We start from the raw sequence: 20,560 nt of genomic DNA on the forward strand, positions 1-20,560 counted from the left end.
ATCAAATCAATTTTTTAATTCTTTTTGAGAGTTTGCTACATACGAGCATGTTGCTTGGGTGTGACCGTTTACAGTAAAATCCGTTTCTATCGGCTTTTTTGAGCACATTTAAAAATTCTTTTGGACTTTCAAAATCAAATTCATCTACATTTAAATAGGCGTTCCCAACTTCCCATGGAAAATGTGCATCACTTCCAACGCCCATTAAAAGTTTGTTTGTCTCTGCAAAAGAGTAAGCTTCTTCATTTGGTCTTTGTTCGACACATCTGCTGTTATATACTTCAACAATATCTACTTTTTTTATAAATTCAGAACTTTCAAGCGCTCCAAATTTACAAAGAGACCGTTTTCTTCTCCAGTCGAATGGGTGGGGTAAGTAAATAAGTCCGCCTTGTTCTTTGACCTTGTCAACAGCTTCAAAAATGTCTTTTTCGATTATTTCTTCAGTTAAAAAAATTCCGCAAAATTCCCCTTTTTCCGTTGAAATCTCTTCTCCGGGTATCCCAAAATCGACTTTGGTCATAGCATTGTGATCCGTAATTATCGGCACAATGTTTTGTTTAATACACGTCTTTTTTAACATCTGCAAAAAATTCATGGAACATTTTGAAGTGTTTGTATGCACGTGCATATCAATTTTTATCATCAAGTCACCAGAAAGTTTAAATTGATAAATCTATTCGAATTTTTCCGTTATTTTCTGTACATTTTTGTAGATATTATTTATGAATGTTTCGGATAGTTTATATTTTTTGTTCTCAAGTAAAATATTTCCATCGACAATTACTGTATCAACATCGTTTCCAAATGCAGAATACACAATATTTGATTTTATATTGTTAAATGGCTTAAGATGTGCTGAATCAAGGTCAATTAATATAATATCATTGTTTTTTATTCCAATACTTTCACTATTAATTCCCATTTTTAAAACTGTATTAATTCCGGCAACTGTCGGGTCCCAACGGTGTGCTTTATGTAAAAGGGATGTCATTTTCATTTCTTTAAATATGTCTAAATTATTATTACTTGCAGGCCCGTCAGTTCCAACTGAAACATCTGCACCGTACTCTATAAGTTCGAAAAGTGGCATTACGCCCCCGCTTGCAAGTTTCATATTGCTTGTTGGGCAGTGGAGCACTTTAATGTTATTTTTTGCAAGTTTTTTTGCTTCGTCTTTTGTAATCCATACGCAGTGTGCAGCATGTAATTTTTCATTTAAAACTCCGATTTTTTCAAGGTATTCTATGGGACGCATACCAATTTTATTTTCAAGTTCAACAACTTCATAACGTGTTTCAGAAACGTGTGTGTGCATATCTACATTATAATCGTTTGAAATTTCACTGCATTTTTGGTAGGTTTCTTCTGAACAGGTGTATGGTGCGTGAGGTGCGATTCCAACTTTTATATTCTTTTCATCAATATTGTTTTTAACAAATGATTCCGCGGAATTTAAGAGTTTATCAATACTCTGTTCTTCAGGGGTTCCAAAATCGATAATAGGGTAAGAAATTTGCGCATTCAAGCCGATTTCTTTTGTAGCTTTCAATATTTCTTCAGAAAAGAAGTACATTTCATTAAATGAGGTAACTCCAAAACGAAGCATTTCAAGGCATCCTAAAAGTGAACCGTAGTAAACATCGTTACTATTTAATTTCGCTTCATTTGGCCATATTTTTTGAGTTAACCAGTCCTGAAGAACCATATCATCTGCAATTCCTCTTAAAAGAGTCATCGGAATGTGAGTGTGTGCATTATAAAGCCCAGGCATTGCACATTTTTTCTCACCAGAAATAATTTTTAATTCATTCATGTTCAAATTCAATTTTTCGATAAGGTTTTTTCCAACAGTTATTTTTGTTTCAGAATTTTCCGCTTTTTCAATTAAAATATCGTAATTTTCATGAACAATTAAATTGTTATCGATATAATACGACGCATTTTTTATCAATATCATAATTTTCACTCCAATCTCACGTAAACGTATGATTCGTAACTTTTTCCCTCTAAATCATAGCAAATAGTTTTATTTTTTGAGTAATATGTCCCTTCATCTTCGTAATTATCAAAAATTTCCAATTCTTTTGAAGAAATATCAAAAAGAATGATTCCATCAACTAAAGAATTTTCTTTGAGTCTTACACCATAGTAGCCAATTTTTTCATCGAAAAATTTTTCAAAATTAATTATTTTTCCAGAATTTCGTTCAGGAATTCTATTTATAAGTTCGAGCAATCTTTCGTCCTTCATCAGTTCTCCGTATGCAAAAATATTAACATATTCCATAAAATCACTTTAAAAAATGGTGGAGTGTGTACTGCTTTTTTGAATCTTTTAATTCGTCTTTGGTAATTCCCAAAGCTTCCATTAATCTTATGACCGGTGGTAAAATCTGGTTTTCAATATAATAATTTGTATCGTAGTCTTTTGCAGTTTCTATCGGCTCAGCCCGCTCACTGATTGATTTATTCCCACTCGTTATAATATAACTTATGACATCTCCAATATTTACCCGATTTCCAGATTTTAAAATTTTTTTTGCAACTTCAACATGTGGGGAAGTGGTTTTGTAGTCTTCAATTCGTTTTGTAAGCTGTGTGTGGATTAATAAATCTTCTTTGTTTACATTTCCATTTTTTAATTCTTTAATTGTGTCCTGAATTACTTTCTTTGCATTTTCAACGCTACCTTCTTTTAAAAGCGCGTTTAATACATTTCTTTGGGTATTTTTAGAAACGTTTGACCAGTCCCGCCTTACAACTTCGAGCCCTTTTACTGTAATTTTTTCATTTTCATCAATAAGCGCATATTTCTTTTTGGTTACAAAAATACCTCTTTTAAAGTAACCTTCAAACTCAAGTTCCATTTCACCCGGCAGTTCGTCATTGATAGTTTTTAAAAATTCCTTTGTTTTTTCTAAAAGTTCATTTTTTGTGAGTTTTTCCCCATTTTCCCATTTAGAATAAAATCCATCAGTATCCGCGTAAATTACTTTAAATCCAAAGTTTTCGGCTTCTTCGATAGTTTTTTGAATATATTTTCTTCCAAGGTGTGTTGTAATTTCTGCGCAATCTCTCGAATACCACCTTGCCATTGGAAATGCGAGGTACCCATAGTGTGAATTTGCAAGAACCTTGATAGATTTCTGTTCATAGTCTAAAATCTGGTACTCTTCATCAAATTCTTCTTTTTCAGCCTTTTCCTTTAGTATTTTTTTGACTTTTTTTCTCCTATCAATCAAGTCCATGAGGGTCTTTGGAATAATCCCGATATTTTTTTTACAGAACTTGTGGCCCAAAATCTCTTCATTTTCTTCGTCATTACAACAATCACAATCTATTGTTTCAGGGCTTAAGTTGTGGCTCATTATAATGGATGGATAAAGGCTTAAAAAGTCCATCGAGACAATATCTTCATGAATTCCTTTTATTGGTTCTTTTACGTAGCCACCCTCATATGAACTTCGAATTCTTTTTTGATATTCTTTTCCAGAGGGTTTGTTTGGTGCAATAACACCTTTATTATACGAATTTTTTAAAAGTAAGTATTCTACCATTTGGCTGCTACTCATACGGTTAATATCATAAAGTGACTGGTTTACAACCCTTGAAAACATTATTTCAAGAGGTAAAAACTGTTCTCCCATTTTTTGGGTGTAATATGCATCTTGATGGGAATATTCAACAAGGGTTTTATCTAAACTATCCCACATTTTTGGGATATTTTCATGGCCAACATCTACTTTTTTTATTCCGAAAAGAGCTTCGGTTACATTTTCAAGCCGGTATTTTGTTAAATTTAAAAGCCGTCTTGCAATAGGGTACAAATCGATGTGAACTCTTCCAGGGATATAACTTTTAGAATTTATCCCGCCTTTAGTAATTTTTATTTTTTCATCGTTTTTTCCAAGCTTTAAGTCAAGCCCAAAAATTTCAGCTCTTTTTTTAAGGTATGGAAAATCAAAATTGTCCCCATTGTACGTGTAAATTATGTCATAATCTTTTAAAATTTCGATAATTCGTTTTATGAGTTCTTTTTCATCTTTTACGTATTCTAATTTGTCATGATCGAATTTTTTGGTGGAAACTACGGTGTTAAAATCTTTTGAACTAAAACTTGCCATTATTATTGGGTCTGTCTTTGGTTCTGGCGCTTTATGACAGTAAACTTCAATATCAAAAGAAACAGTTTTAAATTCTGGAATTTTGTTATCAATCAAGCTATTAGTTTCAAAATCCCAGTTTGACGTAGGAATGATATTATTATCTATTAAATACCGTCTTACAAATGGAATATCATACTCGTATAATCTTTCAAATTCCATTAATATTTCACGGACCGTTTTTACGTTATTTGGGTATTTTACAGTAACTTTTGAGATTTCTTTTTCCTGATAATTTTCATCAAAAACTATTTTTTTAACAGTTTCGATTTTTTCAATCATTTTGGTGATTTCACTATTCAGGTTATGTTTTTTTTCGTAATCTTTTAAAAATTCAAGGATTTTTTCATTATCTGTTGAATTTATGTAAAAATATGGTTTGAAATCCTTTTCTTTTATGATATTATTTAATAAATAGAGGTAAATGCACAAATCATCAGAATTATAGTCTAAATCAATCAGGCTTTCCATCAAAACACCGCAGACTTTAGGTTTTAGTTTTTAGTACAAAGTCGTTTTTTAAATATTGGAAAATATTAGTTAAATTTATATGTTTATTTAAGTAATATTTGAGAGTTACAGTTTTTAGTATATTTTAAAATTTAAATTCGGAAAAATTCGGTTTTATTTTAGTTATTGATGGTGACATGATGAAAATAACGGGTAAGGTGCACTTATTTGGGGACGACATCGATACCGATGCGATAATTCCCGGAGCTTATTTAAAAACAACTGATGAATACGAGCTTGCATCGCACTGTATGGCAGGAATCGATGAAAATTTTCCAGAGTCTGTTGAAGAAGGCGACTTTTTAGTTGCAGGTGAGAATTTCGGGTGTGGAAGTTCAAGGGAGCAGGCACCAATTGCAATAAAATACTGCGGAATCAAAGCAATAATTGTCGAGAGTTTTGCAAGGATTTTTTACAGAAATTGTATCAATCTTGGAGTTTTCCCAATTGAATGCAAAGGAATTTCAAAACACGTCAAAGATGGGGATTCAATAGAATTAGACCTTGAAAACAAAAAGGTTATTTTAAAAGATACGGTTTTAAACTGCCACCTTCCAACCGGAACTGCAAAAGAAATAATGGACGAAGGCGGGCTTATAAACTACGCAAAGAAACACAAAAATTAATTACAATTTAAGATAAAAATTATATAAATGAATATTTGGTGAATTTATGTCACGACTGGCGATTTTAGATTATGACCGATGTCAACCAAGAAGATGTTCGACTGAATGCATGAAATACTGTCCTGGGGTCAGGATGGAAGAAGAAACAATCGTAATGGATGAAGATTTAGGAAAACCAATAATTTCAGAGGAACTTTGTAGCGGATGCGGTATCTGTACCAAGAGATGTCCATTCCAAGCGATAAAAATTATCGGGCTTCCTGAAGAATTAACTGATGACAGGATTGTTCATTCATATGGTCAAAACAGGTTTAGATTATATGGATTAATTACTCCAAGAGATGGAGTAACTGGGCTTTTAGGGCCAAATGGTGTAGGTAAATCAACAATAATTAAGGCACTCAGTGGAGAGATGGTTTTAAATTTAAACAATTTAACAGAAACTCCGGATATGGGAAAAGTTTTAGATTACTTTTCAGGAACGGAACTTCAAACTTACTTTGAAAAATTGAAAAACAGCGGAATAAAACCAATCCACAAACCCCAGTATGTTGATGTTTTACCAAAAGTTGTGAAAGGAAAAGTTGGGGAACTTCTCAAAAAAGTTGATGAAAAAGGGGAATTTGAAAAAATAATAACTGCTCTTGAAATCTCAAATATATTGGACAGGACTTTTGACCAGCTTTCAGGCGGGGAGCTTCAAAGGGTTGCAATTGCGGCAGCATGCCTTAGGGAAGGGGACATTTATTATTTCGATGAACCAACATCTTGGCTTGATGTAAAACAGAGATTTAGTGCGGCAAAAGTAATAAGGGAAGTTGCTGAGGGTAAAAAAGTTGTTGCAGTAGAGCACGATTTGATTGTTTTAGACTACCTTTCAGATTATATACATATAATGTATGGTATCCCTTCAGCTTACGGGGTTGTAACCCACCCGCGAGGAACAAGGGTTGGTATAAACACGTACCTTGATGGTTTCTTAAAAGAAGAAAACATAAGATTTAGGAAAAGCCCGATAGTATTTGAAAAAAGGCCTCCACAAGATAGCACCAATAGGCCTTTACTTTTAGATTACACGGATATTTCAAAGAAACTTGGAGATTTCAGCTTAAATGTTAAAGGCGGTCAAATCTACCAGGGTGAAGTTGTAGGAATTTTGGGTCCAAACGGTATTGGAAAAACTACATTTGTAAAAGCTCTTGCAGGTGTAATTTCGCCTGATTCAGGGGAAGTTAACGGGGAAGTTGCTGTTTCGTATAAACCACAGTATATTTCATCAGACTTTGAAGGAACAGTTGAAGATTTACTGATGTCAATTACTGCAATACACACTTCATACTACAAGTCAGAAATAATAAAACCACTTTCACTTGAAAATCTACTTGATTCATCTGTAAAAGACCTTTCAGGCGGGGAACTTCAAAGAGTTTCAATTGCCGCATGTTTAAGTCACGATGCAGACTTGTATTTGATAGATGAACCTTCTGCATTTTTAGATGTCGAACAGAGGTTGAGTACATCAAGAGTTATTAGAAGAATGGCTGACGAAAAAGAAGCAGCAATGTTTGTAGTTGACCACGATATCTTGTTCCAAGACTACATTTCTGATAGATTTATTGTATTTAGTGGTACTGCAGGATCAAACGGAACTGGTTCAGAGCCATTACAAAAAAGACCTGGTGCAAACAAATTTTTAAAAGAAATGGGAATTACATTTAGAAGAGACCCTGACACTGGAAGACCGAGAGTGAATAAAGAAGGAAGTCAAAGAGATGTTTATCAAAAAGAAATCGGGGAATACTACTATATTGATGAATAAAACACTTAATTTATTTTTTTAATTAATCTACCTTCTATTCTATGTTTTATATAAATAAATTTTAAAAAAAGTTTACTGATTTTTCATAAATTATCTTAATAATTTATTATAATATTTTACCTTGAAGTGAATTAAATTATGTTGATAGTACTATAAATCATTAAATATTTAGATTAATATATATTTTTTTAAAATACTTTAAAAATCATTTTAAAAATAATCCGTGGTTATTTTTAGTAGTGTTGACCGGTATAACATTTTAAAATTTCATTTACTAAAAAATTCTTTAAAAAAGTTGCAAATATTTGCAACAGTTTATTTTTTAAAATAATCTTTTATTTAACTTTTTTTGTTAAAATTAACCTATAATTGATAGGTTATTGCCCTGAAACTATTATTGCAACCGTTTCAAATGGTAAGGTATATATAGTGATGGCGACAAGGCTATTCTTGTAAAAAAAGTAACACAACAAAGGTGAATTACTATGGCTATGAGCATGAAAAAAATAGGTGCTATTGCTGTAGGCGGTGCAATGGTTGCATCCGCTTTAGCATCAGGCGCTTTCGCTGCTGAAAAAGTTGGAGATGTAGACGCTTTCGCTGCTGATGTAGTAACAGATGGTGAAGCAAACGTAGATATTGTAGTAGGATCAGATGCTGCTGCATTAGACGTTGTTTCAGCTGCTAACATCGCTGCAAAAATCGGATCATTAATGTTCAAAGAAGGAACAGTTGAAGATGGAGCTGCAACAGTTTCAGTAAAAGCTGAAGCAGAATCAGACGACTTTGAACTTTACGTTAATGATGTAGACCAAGCAACAACTGCTGATGTCGCATTTATTACATCCCCTGATAAAGATTACAACGATGTATTCGACCTTGCAGGTTCAGCTGGTGACTTCACATACAGTGCACTTGAATCATTAGGAAAATTAGATACCTTAACAGAAGTTGATGATGTTGACCCTTCAGAATGGAACAACAGTGATGAAAACAACGCTGCAGAAATCGTATACGTAAAAGTCTCTGGAACAGATGACGATGACGGAGAATACGACATAATGGAAGGAGATGCAATTTACTTATCAGCTGCATTTAACGATGACAAAGATGACTTCGAAGTACTTAGAGTAGGTAACAGAATACCATTCTTAGGTGAAGAATACGCAGTTGTTAAAGTAGACAACGACGACGACTACATTGCAGTAGGTAAAGAAGTATTTGATGGAGTTATCAAAGAAGGTGAATCATACGATTTAGGAAATGGATACACTGTAGCTATTGACTCAGTATTATCACCTCTTACAGCTTCAGGTGACCCTAAAGTAAATGTTAAAATCTTAAAAGATGGAAAAGTTGTTTCAGAAAAATTCGACACAACACAAATTAAAATGATCTACGGCGACATCGGTGTAGTTGTAAACAGTGCATGGGAAAACGTAGGTTCAGATTACGGTTACGCAGAAATCTTAATCGTTGACAACGTAGTTAAATTAGAATTAGGAGAAGAATTCATCCCTGACTGGGAAGTATATGCATTTGACTCAGATTCAATGTCCTTAGAAAAAGATATTAGTGATGTAACGACGTTATCTGGTGTTGCATTACAATACGCTGGTGACGACGAAGAAGATCTTGAAAAAGACGATTCATTCGATGTTGCAGACTACGTGACATTTGAATTAGAAGATGACGACGACGACATCAACACCTTGTTCAAAATGGACCAGGCAAAAGAAGTTTCATTATCTATCGGTCAAACAGTAAGTGTATTAAACGCACAAATCAAATTAGCTGAAATCGATGCTGAAGCTAAAGAAGCTGTTGTAATGACTGCACCTATTGCAGTATTAGACTCAGAAGCTTCATTAGACGATGCTGACAAAGCATTAATCTTAGTTGGTGGACCAGTTGTAAACACATTAACAGCTGAACTTGCAGATGCAGGATTAGTTGCAATCGACAACGACTCACCAGCAACATTAGCAGTAGTTGCTGATGCTGCAAACGGTAACGATGTATTAGTTGTAGCTGGTGGAGACAGAGCTGCAACCGAAGAAGCTGCTGAAGCTTTAATCGACATGTTATAATTAAACTTCAAAAAAGTTTAATCAAACATACCTAAGGTGGGTCTTTTGACCCACTTTTTCTTTTTTAGAAAATAATATTATTATATTTAAATTTACAGATTTATTTTATAAATTGAAAAAATAAGTTTTATTGATTTTAAAATATTCTTTAAAAAAATTAACTTTTCGAAAATAATACTGCTAAAAAAATAGCGAGGAGAACGTTTCAAACCAACCTTTTAAAAAAGGTTGATCAAAACTCTTTTGATACGTTAATAAAAAAAATAGCGAGGAGAAGATTTGAACTTCTGATCTCCGGGTTATGAGCCCGGCGGGATAGTCCTGGCTACCCTACCTCGCTTCAACACAATTAGCTTTTCAGATACGTTTTTGATCAACCTTTTTCTAAAAAAGGTTGCTGGGTACCCTACCTCGCTTCAACACAATTAGCTTTTGATCGACTTTTCAATTACAAATTTTTCCAAATTGATAACAATTCAGAATATGGTAATCAATTTAAAAAACGAAAACTCATAGTTTCAAATTCAATTAAAAAATGGTAGCGAGGAGAAGATTTGAACTTCTGATCTCCGGGTTATGAGCCCGGCGGGATAGGCCTGGCTACCCTACCTCGCTTCAAATAAACATTAGCTTTTTAACTAACACTTTGCTAACACATAAACATATTAACCGTAGTATTTAAACTTATGGGTTAAATATTTAAAAAAATTTTTTAAAAATGGCCTTTTATTAGAAAAATACGGTGTATGCATAGACTGCTAAGATAGCAAGCATCGCAACGAAGAATATTTGCTGACTTCTCATCATTTTTTTTCTTTTTTGAACAAATTCTTCTTTACATTTTTGTGAACAGAATGATTCTTCTGGAGGGATAGATAGTCCGCAATTTACACAGTGTTTGTGTTTTTCCATGTTATCACCAAAGTTTAATATTTGATTTTTGAAGTTTTAAATTATTTTTAAATAACTGTTTAGAAATCTTTTTTCCCATTTAAACAGAAATCAGAGCTTTTTGATATTTTGCAAAATTTAATTTGTAAAATGGCTTTTTCTATTTTTAGAATGTTTTTTAAAATATTATTTATTTCTTCTTTTTTCCCATCAAAGGCTTTTTTCTTTTTAAGAAAAAAGGGTTTGGAAAGAATGGTTTAGGGCGTAATTATAGTTCCGTTATGTTTTCCAGAAACTGATGCTAAAATTTCTTCAGGAGTTCCTTTTACAACAACAGTTTTTAATTTTGCCCGGTCAATAATTTTTGATGCTAATGGATCAACCACTCCTGATGATCCTGCACTTATTGAACATGAACCTGTAATTTCTAAAAGTTCTTTTGTATTTATTTTATCAAGTTTTACTGCATCTTCGTTTACTCGCGGGTCTTTGTTATACACCCCATCAACATTTGTTGCAATGACGAGTAAATCTGCATCGATAAATTCTGCGAGAGTTGCTGAAACTGCATCTGTTGTGTGTGCAGGATGAGTTCCACCCATTACAAGTATTTTATCCATGTTTAAAATAAGTTCGGCATCTTTGAAATTTTCAGGAACTTGTTTTACTGCATCTTTTCCAAGTGCTGAAATTAATAACATGCTGTTCATTCGTGTTGCAAGGATTCCGATTTCATCACAAAATGATTCATTTGCAAATTCTCGCGCAACTGATATGTATTGCCTTGCGGTATTTCCACCACCAACAACAACCGAAACCCTATGGCCCATTTCCTTTAATTTTTTAAATGCTTTAGCATAATTTTGAATGTTTTCAGTTGACGCTCCTTCTTTAGGCATCAAGACTGATCCTCCAAGTGCAAAAACTACATCCATGAAGTAACCTCAGTTCTATTTTGTAAGTTTTCAAAAAACAATAACTCTAAATTATCCTAAATAGTATAATCATTCATTATATAAAATTTTAGCTAAAAATTCGAAAAAAGAATAAAAAAGTAACAATAAAGATAATTGATAACTGTAATATTGAATCACAAAATCAAAGATTTTGATATCTGATAATTAACTTATCAGTAGTTTTAAACGTGCAACTTTCCCTTAAAGGGTAATTACATTTTTAAAGCCATTTTAATGTCTTCAACTTTAACAGTTTTTCTTCCAGCATGTTTGGATAAATCTGCTGCTTCTTTAGCGATGTCCATTGCGATTTCTTCTAATGCCTCAACAAACATTTTTGCTGCATCTTCACTTACTCTTTCAGCACCTGCTTTTTTTAATATTCTTACTACTGGTGCAACTGGTAGTTCTGCCATAAAATCACCTCAATCTTTTACAGTTTTAATTTTGGAAAACTAAATATATAAATCTTTCGGAAAAAACCACGAATGAGAAGCCTATACCAATATGAAATCTTGACTCAACTCAAAACCACAATGTAATTTATATTAGCTTACGTATATTATTATTAAGAATCCAAAAATCTTGAAATGAAATTAGAGTTTGGGTGGTATCATCAATAATAAAAATATTCTTGAATGGACTGTATTTTTATTCGTCTTTCTCATTGTGTGGACACATGTCAATGTCGTGGTCTCAGACAGCATGGTTCCGGTAATGACAAGAGGCGATTTTGTAGTTGTAGAAAACTCAAATTTCGAGTTTGACCCCGAAAACGTGTCAGTGGGGGATATAATAGTATATAACGCCCACTGGACTAATGCAAGAGAAAATGAAATAATAGAACAGGATTTACCCATAAACGGGCGGACTTTAAATTATTATGCAATAAATCCACGGGAAAGTATAATATATAACATTCCAATAATTTCAGAATTTTCGCCAACAACGCCTGTAATCCACAGAGTTATCGATACATGGACTAATCCTGAAACCGGAAATAAATATTACATCACAAAAGGGGATAATAATCAAGACTATGACCCTGAATTAATACGTGCAGAACAGATTAGACAAAAAGTGGTCGAATTAGATGAAGAACCATTAATAATTCCGTATCTTGGAAATATATCGATAATTCTAAAAGAAAATTTGATTATATTTGTGATATTGATTGTAATATGGATGTATTATGATTACAGAAAAGAGAAAGATGAGAAAAACCAGTTAAAAACTAAATAACACCAAAAAATATATTAATTTTTTAAATTAATTCTTTAAAGTGCCTTAAAAGGGACGGTGCTTTCGTAACAATTCTAAATGCAAGCTTTCCAACATCTACTTCTTCTAAATTTTCTGGAAGCGAATTTGCAATTGCATTTAATTCATCGTTACTTAGTTTTTGAAGTATATTTTTGTATTTTAAGTCATTCATCAAGAGTTTGTAGTATTTTTCTTTCCATTTTTTTTCGTAAAGACTTAAAAACTCTTCTGAATAGTTTTCAGCTTTGATACTCTGTGCAGCAACTTCTCCTGCCATTAAACCACAGTCGATTGAAAGGCCTATTCCTCCACCTGTAAGCGGGCTGACGTGTCCTGCAGCGTCGCCTACAACCATGATGTTATCAGCAGCTGTTTTTTCAATTGGGCCACCTACGGGGTCACCACCAACTTTAAACTCAACTGGAACTGCTTTATCAAGCCTTCCTTCAACTAATGGGTCTGTTAAAAATTCATCTAAATAATCAATTGCTCTTTTTTTACTATCAATGACACCAATACCAACGTTTACAGTGTCACCTTTTGGGAATAACCAGATGTATCCTTTAGGACATATATCACCAAAGTAAAATTCCATCATTTCATTATTCAATAATTTTACGTTGGTCATCTCGTATTCTGCACATGAACAGATTTCTTTAGGATTTTTCTTTGATTTTAATCCCGCGTACTCTGCAATATTACTTTCAACGCCATCTGCAGCAATTACTATTTTTGATTTAACTACGTATTCGTCTCCGAGATAGTTTACAAAAACGTTGTATCCATCATCAGTTTTTTCAATTCCTGTAACCCTGCTTTTAACTGCAATCTGGGTTCCAGCCTGACCGCTCCTTATTGCAAGGTGTTTATCAAATACTTTTCTTTCAACAACATATCCATCCGTTTTTCCGCCCTTTACGACTATTTTTTTACCGTTTGGAGCAACTAAATATCCTCCTCGGATATATGATTTGATATATGAAGGGTCAGGTTTAATTCCAAACTCTTCAATTCTAGGAACTGCTTCAGCGCACCTTACTGGAGTTCCAATTTCCTGAGACTTTTCAATTAAAAGTGTCTTTGCCCCATTTTTGGATGCGTTGTAAGAAGCCATACTGCCCGCAGGCCCTGCACCAACCACAACTACATCATAGCTATCGTTTAAAGCCCTCATGATTATTCCTCCAACGCATTTACAGGACATACAACTGCGCATAGTTTACAGTTGTTGCATTTTTCTTCCTCAATGTATAATTTGTTTTCAATTAATTCTATTGCCATACTTTTACATACTCCAACGCATGCCCCACAGTAGCCGCATTTGTTGTAATTCACTTTCATCGTATCACTTTTACCATTAGAATTATTATACAAATTAAAATCATTGTATAAATATTATCCTCATTAGATTGTTGTAGTAATTCTATTTAAAACCTTATTTTTGAATTCCTTTTAAACTTTGGCATCATTGCCATTACTACTGAATCAATGCACAGCTGTTCCCTTACTATGTTGTCATCAGTAAGAACCCCGATAAGCCCGTTTTTCTGACCAATATCTTTTATTCCATAAGTTTCTTCTGCAACACTGCCGCATTCAAAACCTTCATTTATTTTATCGGAGATTTCTTTCGGAATTTGAAAAGCTTGAGAAGTTCCAACGCTGTAATCCAATCCATTGTAAACAACACAAATATGAATATCTAATTTTTTTTCTCCAAGTTCTATCATTCCAGCTTCAATTCCAATTCCATAAACTGAGTTTACTTTTTCAAATGCATTCTTTGCCCGATTGTAAGCACCTTTAAAAGTTTCTTCAAATCCTTTAGGCTGATTAGATACTCCACTTTCAGTATCTACTGGCGTTACAAGCATATTTCCAACAGTTTTTTCAAGAGCTTTTTCTACCGCAGAAACTTTGACAGGATTTGTACTTCCAATAGATACAACCCTTAGTTTGTGTCCTGCAGGGCCTCCACGAAGTTTTTGTGCTTTTTCTAAGCATTCGGGATTATCGCAGAGTAGGCTTCCAAATCGATATGTTTTTGCAGGTTTGCCGCAAATATCGCAAAATCTGGATTCAAACATTAACTCACCAAAATAAATTACTCTGATATTAAAAAATAAAAATAATAGTTAAAAAAGTTATGTTTTAGTTAGATAGCACTTTTTTTGCAGCAGCAACTCCGCCTTCTGCATTGTAGCCTAATTCTTTAAATACAAGTTCGATAGCAGCTAATGTTCCTAAAACCTGGTATTCTTTAATTGAACCCATGTGTCCAACTCTGAATATTTTTCCAGTTAAATGTGACTGTCCGCCAGCAACTCTTATGTCGTATTTTTCTGCAAGGAGCCCTCTGAATTTTTTGTCATCAATTCCTTCAGGGTAGTATGCTGAAGTAACTGTAACTGACTGTGCTCTTTCTTTTGCAAATAATTTAAGACCCATGGCTTCTAAACCTGCTCTTGTAGCTTTAGCAAGTAATTCATGTCTTTTAACTCTGTTTTCAAGTCCTTCTTCAAGTACCATTTCAAGAGCTTCGTTCATTGCGTAAGTTAATGAAACAGATGGCGTGTATGGGGTTTCTTTTTTGCTGTCCCATGATTTTTTGTACGCGTTTAAATCTAAGTAGAATGATTTGGTTTCCGTTTTTGAAACAACATCCCAAGCTTTTTCGCTTACTGTAATTGCAGCAAGTCCTGGTGGTGCAGCAATACATTTTTGTGAACCTGTAACACAGATATCGATGTTGAACTTGTCTACATCTACGTAATCTCCACCAAGTGATGAGATTGTGTCTACGATGTAGATTGCGTTGAAATCTTTTACAACGTTTCCAAGTTCTTCGATTGGGTTTTTAGCACCAGTTGAGGTTTCGTTGTGAACGACAGTTACTGCTTTTACATCTTCGTTTTCTTCAAGTAATTCTTTTAATTGTTTAGGGTCAGCTAAATCCCCCCATTCAGGTTCGTACTGGATGGTGTCTGCTTTATAAACTGATGAAATTTTGTAGAATCTTTCTCCAAAATTTCCGTTTGTAATGTTTATTACTTTGTCGCCTTTATCAAGGGTGTTTGAGATAGCCATGTCCATTACAGCAGTACCTGAACCGGTTATGATGTATGTATCGTTTTTAGTCTGGAAGACCTTTTTCATCATGTTGACTGTATCTTCGGTTAAGTCTCCAAAGTCTTTTGTCCTGTGGCCAATAATTGGTAATGCCATGGTGTTTAAAACCCTGCTAGGAACCATTGTTGGGCCTGGAATCATTAACAGTTTTTCAGTATCCATCTGTTTCATTAAATCCCTCTATTTTACTTGTTGTTTCTAAATTCAATAATATTGATGAAATTTGATATATATTTCTATTATTTATATATTAGCATGAATTTTAATTTTATTTAGCAAGCTGTTTTACTCTTTCCACCCTTTTTTTAATCAAATCCGGGGTTCCAATATCGCTTCTGTAATATACTTCGCCTTTAAAGTTTTCAATTGCTTTTTGAGCGATTTTTTCAGCTTTTTCGATATTTTCCGAAATTCCAACAACAGCCGCACTTCTTGAGCCAGTAATGAATAATTTTCCATCTTTTTCGTTAATTGAAGCGTAGAATAATATTGCGCCTTCATTTTCAATTGCTTTTTCATCAACTGTTAATTCTTTGTTTTTTACGGGGTCTATCGGGTAACCGTTTGGTACAACATATTTACAAACAGTTGCTTTGTTTTCAAATTCGATGTTTATTTCGTCAAGTTTTCCTTCTGCGATTGCAAAACAAACATCTAAAAAGTCTGTTTTTAGTATAGGTAGCAAATTCATTGCTTCAGGGTCTCCAAATCTTGCGTTATATTCGATAATTTTTGGACCGTCTGCAGTTAGCATGAATTGACCGTATAAAAATCCGTTGTAAGGACCAACTTCTAAATTAATCGAACTTACAGTTTTTTCCATGATTTTTTCTGCTCTATCAAGCATTTCTTTGGATAAAAATGGCAGTTCGTGGTTTGGACAGGAGTATGAACCCATACCTCCGGTGATAGGTCCTTCATCATTATTGTATGCGTGAGGGTGGTCTTGAACGGCAGGCATGAATACGATATTTTCGCCATCTACAAAGCCGTGGAGTGTAAATTCAACACCAACAAGCTTTTCTTCGATAATTATGTTTCCGCCACCAATACTTTTATCAAATACTTCTTTTGCATAGATTTTAGCTTCTTCATTATCTTTTAACTGTTCACCAACGACTTTTACTCCTTTACCGCCGGTAAGTCCCGCAGGTTTTACAACAACGTCTTTTCCTAACGCGGTCATTTCATCGATAAACAGTTCAAGTTCAGTTCCATACTCGTTAAATGCAGCGTATTTTAAAGAACCGTCTATTTCGTATTTTTTAAAGAGGTTTCTCATGAATTCCTTGCTTGTTTCAATTTGAGCTGGAAGTTTTTTTGGGCCAACTGTTGGAATGCCCATTTCTTCGAGTAAATCAGCAGCTCCAACTCCAAGTGGGGACTCAGGGCCAATTACTGCAATTTCAGGTTTAATTTTTTCCGCAAACTCTTTTATTGCAGGAACATCGGTTTCACTATTAAATGATACCTCATCAGAGAGTGCATATATCCCAGGATTTTTATTTTTCATTAACGTGTAGAGTTCCACGAGTTCGTTTTTTTTAAGGGCCATAGCAATTGCGTGCTCTCGTGCTCCCCCACCAATAAGTAAAACTTTCATACAAACCACCATTTCGATTATTTTAGTTAAAAAAACATTTTAAAAATATATGTTGATGTTAGTATTTTTAATTTTTGAAAATGGAAATGATTTAATCATTTTTTGTTAATTCATTATAATAAATAAAATTATCCATACCGATTCATGATTAAAATACGCATTGAAAATAAATTACAAAAAAATCTTAAAAATAGAATTTAAAATGATTTAAATCTCAGAAACTTCGTCTAAATCAATTTCTTGATATTCTTTGTCTTTTGTATTTAATATTGCAATTGTTGGTTTTCCTGTTAGGTATCCGCAGCATTCTCCAGGGTTTATCACTAAAACACCGTCGATTTCCTCAAACTGTCTTTCGTGAGTGTGCCCGTGAATTACTACATCATATTCTTTTGATTTGATTACTGATTCGAGGATTGGTGCATGCGTTCCGTGAAGAATGAAGAACTTATGCCCGTCAGTTTCAAAACTTACATACTGTTCAAGTTCATTATCAGAATCGATTTCCTTCAACCATTCTTTTAACAGGGTTTTTTCACCGTCGTTATTTCCAAAAACTCCAACAATTTTTGAGTTTAAGTGTTCAAACTCTTTGATTACAAACAATGATACGAAATCACCACAATGAACAACCATATCTACTTTTTCGTCATTAAAAACGGCGATAGCCTTTCTAATGTTTGGTAAATGGTCGTGTGTATCCGACATTATTCCAATTTTCATAAAACTCACCAGTATTAACAAGATAGTTAAACAATAAAACAAATATAAAATAGAAAATCAGATATTTAAAGCTTTAATCACAGAGAGCATTCCTTCAACAGTATAATTTTTTTTAGGCATCAAAGAATCGAATCCAAAAGAATCAACATTTTTCTTTGTTATCGGCCCAATTGATACAACATACTGCTCTTTTAAAAGTTCTAAAAATTCTGGTCTACAGTGTTTAAAGAAGTTTTTTGCAGTAAGTCCACTTGTAAATGTTAAAATTACTTTTCTTTTATTTTTATTTTCAGAAATAACCTGTTTTTCAAGTTCTTCTAATTTTTCAGGTATATTTTCGGGTTCTTCCGAACTGTAAACAAAAATCAGGTCAGCGTTTAAACCTTTTTTTAACACATCTCTTGTTGAGGGGGTTGTTGGAACAAGTACTCTTTCATCAGGTTTAACTTCTCTTTGAAGTGCTTCAAGCAGGTGTTCTGCAGTGTATAACTCAGGAATAACGTCTACAGTTTTTTCAAAGATTTTTTCAAATTCTTTTGCAGTTTCAATTCCTATTGCACCTATTTTTTTAGTTGAAACTTTTTTAATATCTTCCAAAGTTAAATTCTTAAAAAAACCTTCAATTCCACGTGGACTTGTAAAAACTATCCATGAATACTTTTCAAGATTTATTTGGGCTTTTTTAAAAACAAGTTCGAGGGTTGGAAAAATAATCGTTTCAAAACCGGTTTTTTCAAGCATTTCTGAAAAATCCATACCTTTTTCAACGGGACGTGTGATTACAACTTTCATAAATTCCCCAACGATTAAATCTTTTTCATATTCAAATCCCTTAAATACGCCCTTAATTTTTCAATATTTTCTTCAAAATATTCCATGTCTTCCAAATCCCTTAAAATTTCTTCGCCCATGTAAATACCTGCAGAAACTTTGTCTGCAAGCAGCCTGCTGTTACTTACATCGTATTTTCGATATAGTAACGCTAAATCTCTTTCCATGTCTTCAAGTTCTTCTTTAAAGACTTTTTCCATGGAATTTACGATTGTTTTGTCATCAACGGTAATTAGATTGCCAGTTCCTTTCATAATATCATCTTTTAAGTTTTAAGAATCATTTTAATTTTATTTTTTTAATTATAAATAACTTTTTTTATTTGATTTTTAAATTGGGAATGCTAACAGATTTTTTAAACATAAAACCGCCGTTTCGTAATTGAATTAATCATGGGAAAACTATATATTTCTTAAAACACAATCATTATTGTAGTTTTTAGCGGCATTTATCTTTTTTAAACTTTAATAATGTGGAAATTTACCAGAGGTGAGATTTTGCTAAGAAACATGGACGATTCGTTCGATATATACGAAATAAAAGCAAGACAAGTACTCGATTCAAGAGGAAACCCAACTGTGGAAGCTGAAGTTTTAACCGCAGGTGGAGGATACGGACACACAATTGTTCCAAGTGGTGCTTCAACAGGAACTTTCGAAGCAGTTGAATTAAGGGATTCAAATGAAAAATACGGTGGAAAAAGCGTATTAAATGCAGTTTCAAATGTAAATGACATTATTGCACAGGAATTAATCGGTGAAGATGCAAGAAACCAGAGATTAATTGATGAAATAATGATTGGCCTTGATGGAACTGAAAATAAAGGAAATTTAGGTGCAAACGCAATTTTAGCAGTTTCACTTGCAGTTGCAAAGGCAGCAGCAGATACTGCATCAGTTCCACTTTATAAATACATCGGTGGATGCAATGCATATGTCATGCCTGCGCCTATGATGAATGTATTAAATGGTGGCCAACACGCAGGAAACGCGCTTGATTTTCAGGAATTCATGATAATGCCTGTTGGCGCAGATTCATTTGCAGAAGCTGTAAGAATGTGTGCAGAAACATACCAATCTTTGAAAAAAGTAGTTGCTGAAAAATACGGAAAAGATGCAGTAAATGTAGGGGATGAAGGTGGATTTGCACCTCCTGTAAAAACAATTGACGAAGCTCTTTCTGTACTTTTAGACGGTGTTAAAAGAGCAGGCTATGAAGATGAAATAGTCTTTACAATTGATTCTGCGGCAAGTGAGTTTTACGATGAAAAATCAGGTTCATACTTAATTGCAGGAGAAAAAGTTTCAACTGACAAATTAATTGAAATCTATAAAGAAATGGTTTCACAGTACCCGATAGTTTCAATTGAAGATCCATTGTTTGAAGAAGATTTTGAAGGTTTTAGAACAGCAACAAAGGAATTAAAAGGAATACAGATTGTCGGCGACGATTTATTTGTAACAAACACGAAAAGACTCAAAAAAGGAATTGAAATGGGCGCTGCAAATTCACTTCTTTTAAAAGTAAACCAAATCGGAACACTTTCTGAATCAATCGATGCAGCAAACATGGCTTTCAGAAACGGTTACAGTTTAGTTGTTTCACACAGAAGTGGGGAATCAGAGGACTCAACAATTGCAGATTTAGCTGTTGCACTAAATGCAGGTCAGATAAAAACAGGTGCTCCTGCAAGAGGAGAAAGAACTGCAAAATATAACCAATTAATCAGAATTGAAGAAGAACTCCAGATTTCAAAATATGCTGGAAAAGACTTCAAAATTCCATTTTAATTCTATTTTTTAATATTTTTATTTTTAAATTCAGTCTTGTTGATATTTTTTTAAATTTTAAGTTAAACGTTATTTTGTTATGATTTGTGAATGCCGCTGGGCAAAGAATAAAAACAAAAGATACATAATGTTTTAAAATCATTATCAATAATGTCAATTATTGC

20 protein-coding genes and 2 tRNA genes are annotated in these 20,560 nt (G+C 33.4%); 5 read left to right on the top strand and 17 right to left on the bottom strand.

The features are described 5' to 3' along the window. Position 1 precedes the first annotated feature (1 nt). Genes ACS5L2_RS01115 through ACS5L2_RS01130 form a run of 4 tightly spaced genes read right to left on the bottom strand, consistent with a single transcriptional unit; the run spans position 2 to position 4,636 of the window. On the bottom strand, positions 2 to 646 hold the full coding sequence (locus tag ACS5L2_RS01115) for a PHP domain-containing protein (RefSeq protein WP_459201930.1): 645 nt from the start codon (positions 644 to 646) through the stop codon (positions 2 to 4). A gap of 30 nt (positions 647 to 676) precedes the next feature. Further along, positions 677 to 1,960 (bottom strand): amidohydrolase, encoded by a 1,284-nt coding sequence (locus ACS5L2_RS01120; protein ID WP_459201931.1) that lies wholly within the window; start codon positions 1,958 to 1,960, stop codon positions 677 to 679. A gap of 5 nt (positions 1,961 to 1,965) precedes the next feature. After that, entirely contained in the window at positions 1,966 to 2,289 is a 324-nt protein-coding gene (locus ACS5L2_RS01125) for a gamma-glutamylcyclotransferase family protein (protein WP_459201932.1), read from the bottom strand. A 4-nt stretch (positions 2,290 to 2,293) separates the two neighbouring features. Further along, entirely contained in the window at positions 2,294 to 4,636 is a 2,343-nt protein-coding gene (locus tag ACS5L2_RS01130; RefSeq protein WP_459201933.1) for a DNA-directed DNA polymerase, read from the bottom strand. A 179-nt stretch (positions 4,637 to 4,815) separates the two neighbouring features. Here ACS5L2_RS01130 and hacB point away from each other — a divergent pair, with 179 nt between their 5' ends. The 3 genes from hacB to ACS5L2_RS01145 all read left to right on the top strand — a co-directional run bounded on the left by hacB (position 4,816) and on the right by ACS5L2_RS01145 (position 9,210). After that, entirely contained in the window at positions 4,816 to 5,301 is a 486-nt protein-coding gene (hacB, locus tag ACS5L2_RS01135) for a homoaconitase small subunit (protein WP_459201934.1), read from the top strand. A 46-nt stretch (positions 5,302 to 5,347) separates the two neighbouring features. Beyond that, on the top strand, positions 5,348 to 7,120 hold the full coding sequence (locus tag ACS5L2_RS01140; protein WP_459201935.1) for a ribosome biogenesis/translation initiation ATPase RLI: 1,773 nt from the start codon (positions 5,348 to 5,350) through the stop codon (positions 7,118 to 7,120). 485 nt (positions 7,121 to 7,605) lie between these two features. Beyond that, on the top strand, positions 7,606 to 9,210 hold the full coding sequence (locus ACS5L2_RS01145; protein ID WP_459201936.1) for an S-layer protein: 1,605 nt from the start codon (positions 7,606 to 7,608) through the stop codon (positions 9,208 to 9,210). Positions 9,211 to 9,474: 264 nt separating this feature from the next. On the opposite strand, the gene ACS5L2_RS01150 is transcribed toward ACS5L2_RS01145, so the two are convergent. The 5 genes from ACS5L2_RS01150 to ACS5L2_RS01170 all read right to left on the bottom strand — a co-directional run bounded on the left by ACS5L2_RS01150 (position 9,475) and on the right by ACS5L2_RS01170 (position 11,473). Beyond that, positions 9,475 to 9,550, bottom strand: a tRNA-Met gene (locus ACS5L2_RS01150). 196 nt (positions 9,551 to 9,746) lie between these two features. Beyond that, positions 9,747 to 9,825, bottom strand: a tRNA-Met gene (locus tag ACS5L2_RS01155). Positions 9,826 to 9,939: 114 nt separating this feature from the next. Beyond that, positions 9,940 to 10,122, bottom strand: a complete 183-nt coding sequence (locus tag ACS5L2_RS01160; protein WP_459201937.1) for a DUF2116 family Zn-ribbon domain-containing protein — start codon at positions 10,120 to 10,122, stop codon at positions 9,940 to 9,942. Positions 10,123 to 10,358: 236 nt separating this feature from the next. After that, on the bottom strand, positions 10,359 to 11,036 hold the full coding sequence (gene pyrH / locus ACS5L2_RS01165) for a UMP kinase (protein ID WP_459201938.1): 678 nt from the start codon (positions 11,034 to 11,036) through the stop codon (positions 10,359 to 10,361). 233 nt (positions 11,037 to 11,269) lie between these two features. Then, positions 11,270 to 11,473 carry a histone family protein gene (locus tag ACS5L2_RS01170; protein ID WP_011170330.1) on the bottom strand — a complete coding sequence of 68 codons (204 nt, stop codon included), beginning with the start codon at positions 11,471 to 11,473 and terminating at the stop codon, positions 11,270 to 11,272. A gap of 289 nt (positions 11,474 to 11,762) precedes the next feature. Between ACS5L2_RS01170 and ACS5L2_RS01175 the strand changes: the two genes are divergently transcribed. After that, positions 11,763 to 12,299: a S24/S26 family peptidase gene (locus tag ACS5L2_RS01175; RefSeq protein ID WP_459201939.1), complete on the top strand. Its 537-nt coding sequence runs from the start codon at positions 11,763 to 11,765 to the stop codon at positions 12,297 to 12,299. A 22-nt stretch (positions 12,300 to 12,321) separates the two neighbouring features. Here ACS5L2_RS01175 and ACS5L2_RS01180 read toward each other — a convergent pair whose 3' ends face one another. From ACS5L2_RS01180 to ACS5L2_RS01215, 8 genes are all read right to left on the bottom strand, one after another. Next, positions 12,322 to 13,494 (bottom strand): NAD(P)/FAD-dependent oxidoreductase, encoded by a 1,173-nt coding sequence (locus tag ACS5L2_RS01180; RefSeq protein ID WP_459202642.1) that lies wholly within the window; start codon positions 13,492 to 13,494, stop codon positions 12,322 to 12,324. Between the two features lie 2 nt (positions 13,495 to 13,496). Further along, entirely contained in the window at positions 13,497 to 13,661 is a 165-nt protein-coding gene (locus ACS5L2_RS01185; protein ID WP_012193397.1) for a 4Fe-4S binding protein, read from the bottom strand. 86 nt (positions 13,662 to 13,747) lie between these two features. After that, positions 13,748 to 14,407, bottom strand: a complete 660-nt coding sequence (gene yjjX, locus ACS5L2_RS01190) for an inosine/xanthosine triphosphatase (RefSeq protein ID WP_459201940.1) — start codon at positions 14,405 to 14,407, stop codon at positions 13,748 to 13,750. A gap of 64 nt (positions 14,408 to 14,471) precedes the next feature. Continuing rightward, positions 14,472 to 15,620: a pyridoxal-phosphate-dependent aminotransferase family protein gene (locus ACS5L2_RS01195; protein ID WP_459201941.1), complete on the bottom strand. Its 1,149-nt coding sequence runs from the start codon at positions 15,618 to 15,620 to the stop codon at positions 14,472 to 14,474. A 97-nt stretch (positions 15,621 to 15,717) separates the two neighbouring features. Continuing rightward, positions 15,718 to 17,052, bottom strand: coding sequence for a phosphoribosylamine--glycine ligase (gene purD / locus ACS5L2_RS01200; protein ID WP_459201942.1), 1,335 nt, complete (start codon positions 17,050 to 17,052; stop codon positions 15,718 to 15,720). A gap of 207 nt (positions 17,053 to 17,259) precedes the next feature. After that, positions 17,260 to 17,775 (bottom strand): MJ0936 family phosphodiesterase, encoded by a 516-nt coding sequence (locus ACS5L2_RS01205; protein ID WP_459201943.1) that lies wholly within the window; start codon positions 17,773 to 17,775, stop codon positions 17,260 to 17,262. Between the two features lie 57 nt (positions 17,776 to 17,832). Then, positions 17,833 to 18,567 (bottom strand): uroporphyrinogen-III synthase, encoded by a 735-nt coding sequence (locus ACS5L2_RS01210; RefSeq protein ID WP_459201944.1) that lies wholly within the window; start codon positions 18,565 to 18,567, stop codon positions 17,833 to 17,835. A 14-nt stretch (positions 18,568 to 18,581) separates the two neighbouring features. Continuing rightward, positions 18,582 to 18,860, bottom strand: a complete 279-nt coding sequence (locus tag ACS5L2_RS01215) for a hypothetical protein (RefSeq protein WP_459201945.1) — start codon at positions 18,858 to 18,860, stop codon at positions 18,582 to 18,584. A 243-nt stretch (positions 18,861 to 19,103) separates the two neighbouring features. On the opposite strand from ACS5L2_RS01215, the gene eno reads away from it, so the two are divergent. After that, positions 19,104 to 20,396, top strand: a complete 1,293-nt coding sequence (eno, locus tag ACS5L2_RS01220) for a phosphopyruvate hydratase (RefSeq protein ID WP_459201946.1) — start codon at positions 19,104 to 19,106, stop codon at positions 20,394 to 20,396. The last annotated feature ends 164 nt before the right edge of the window (positions 20,397 to 20,560 follow it).

The sequence above is a fragment of the Methanococcus mangrovi genome, from assembly GCF_054506835.1.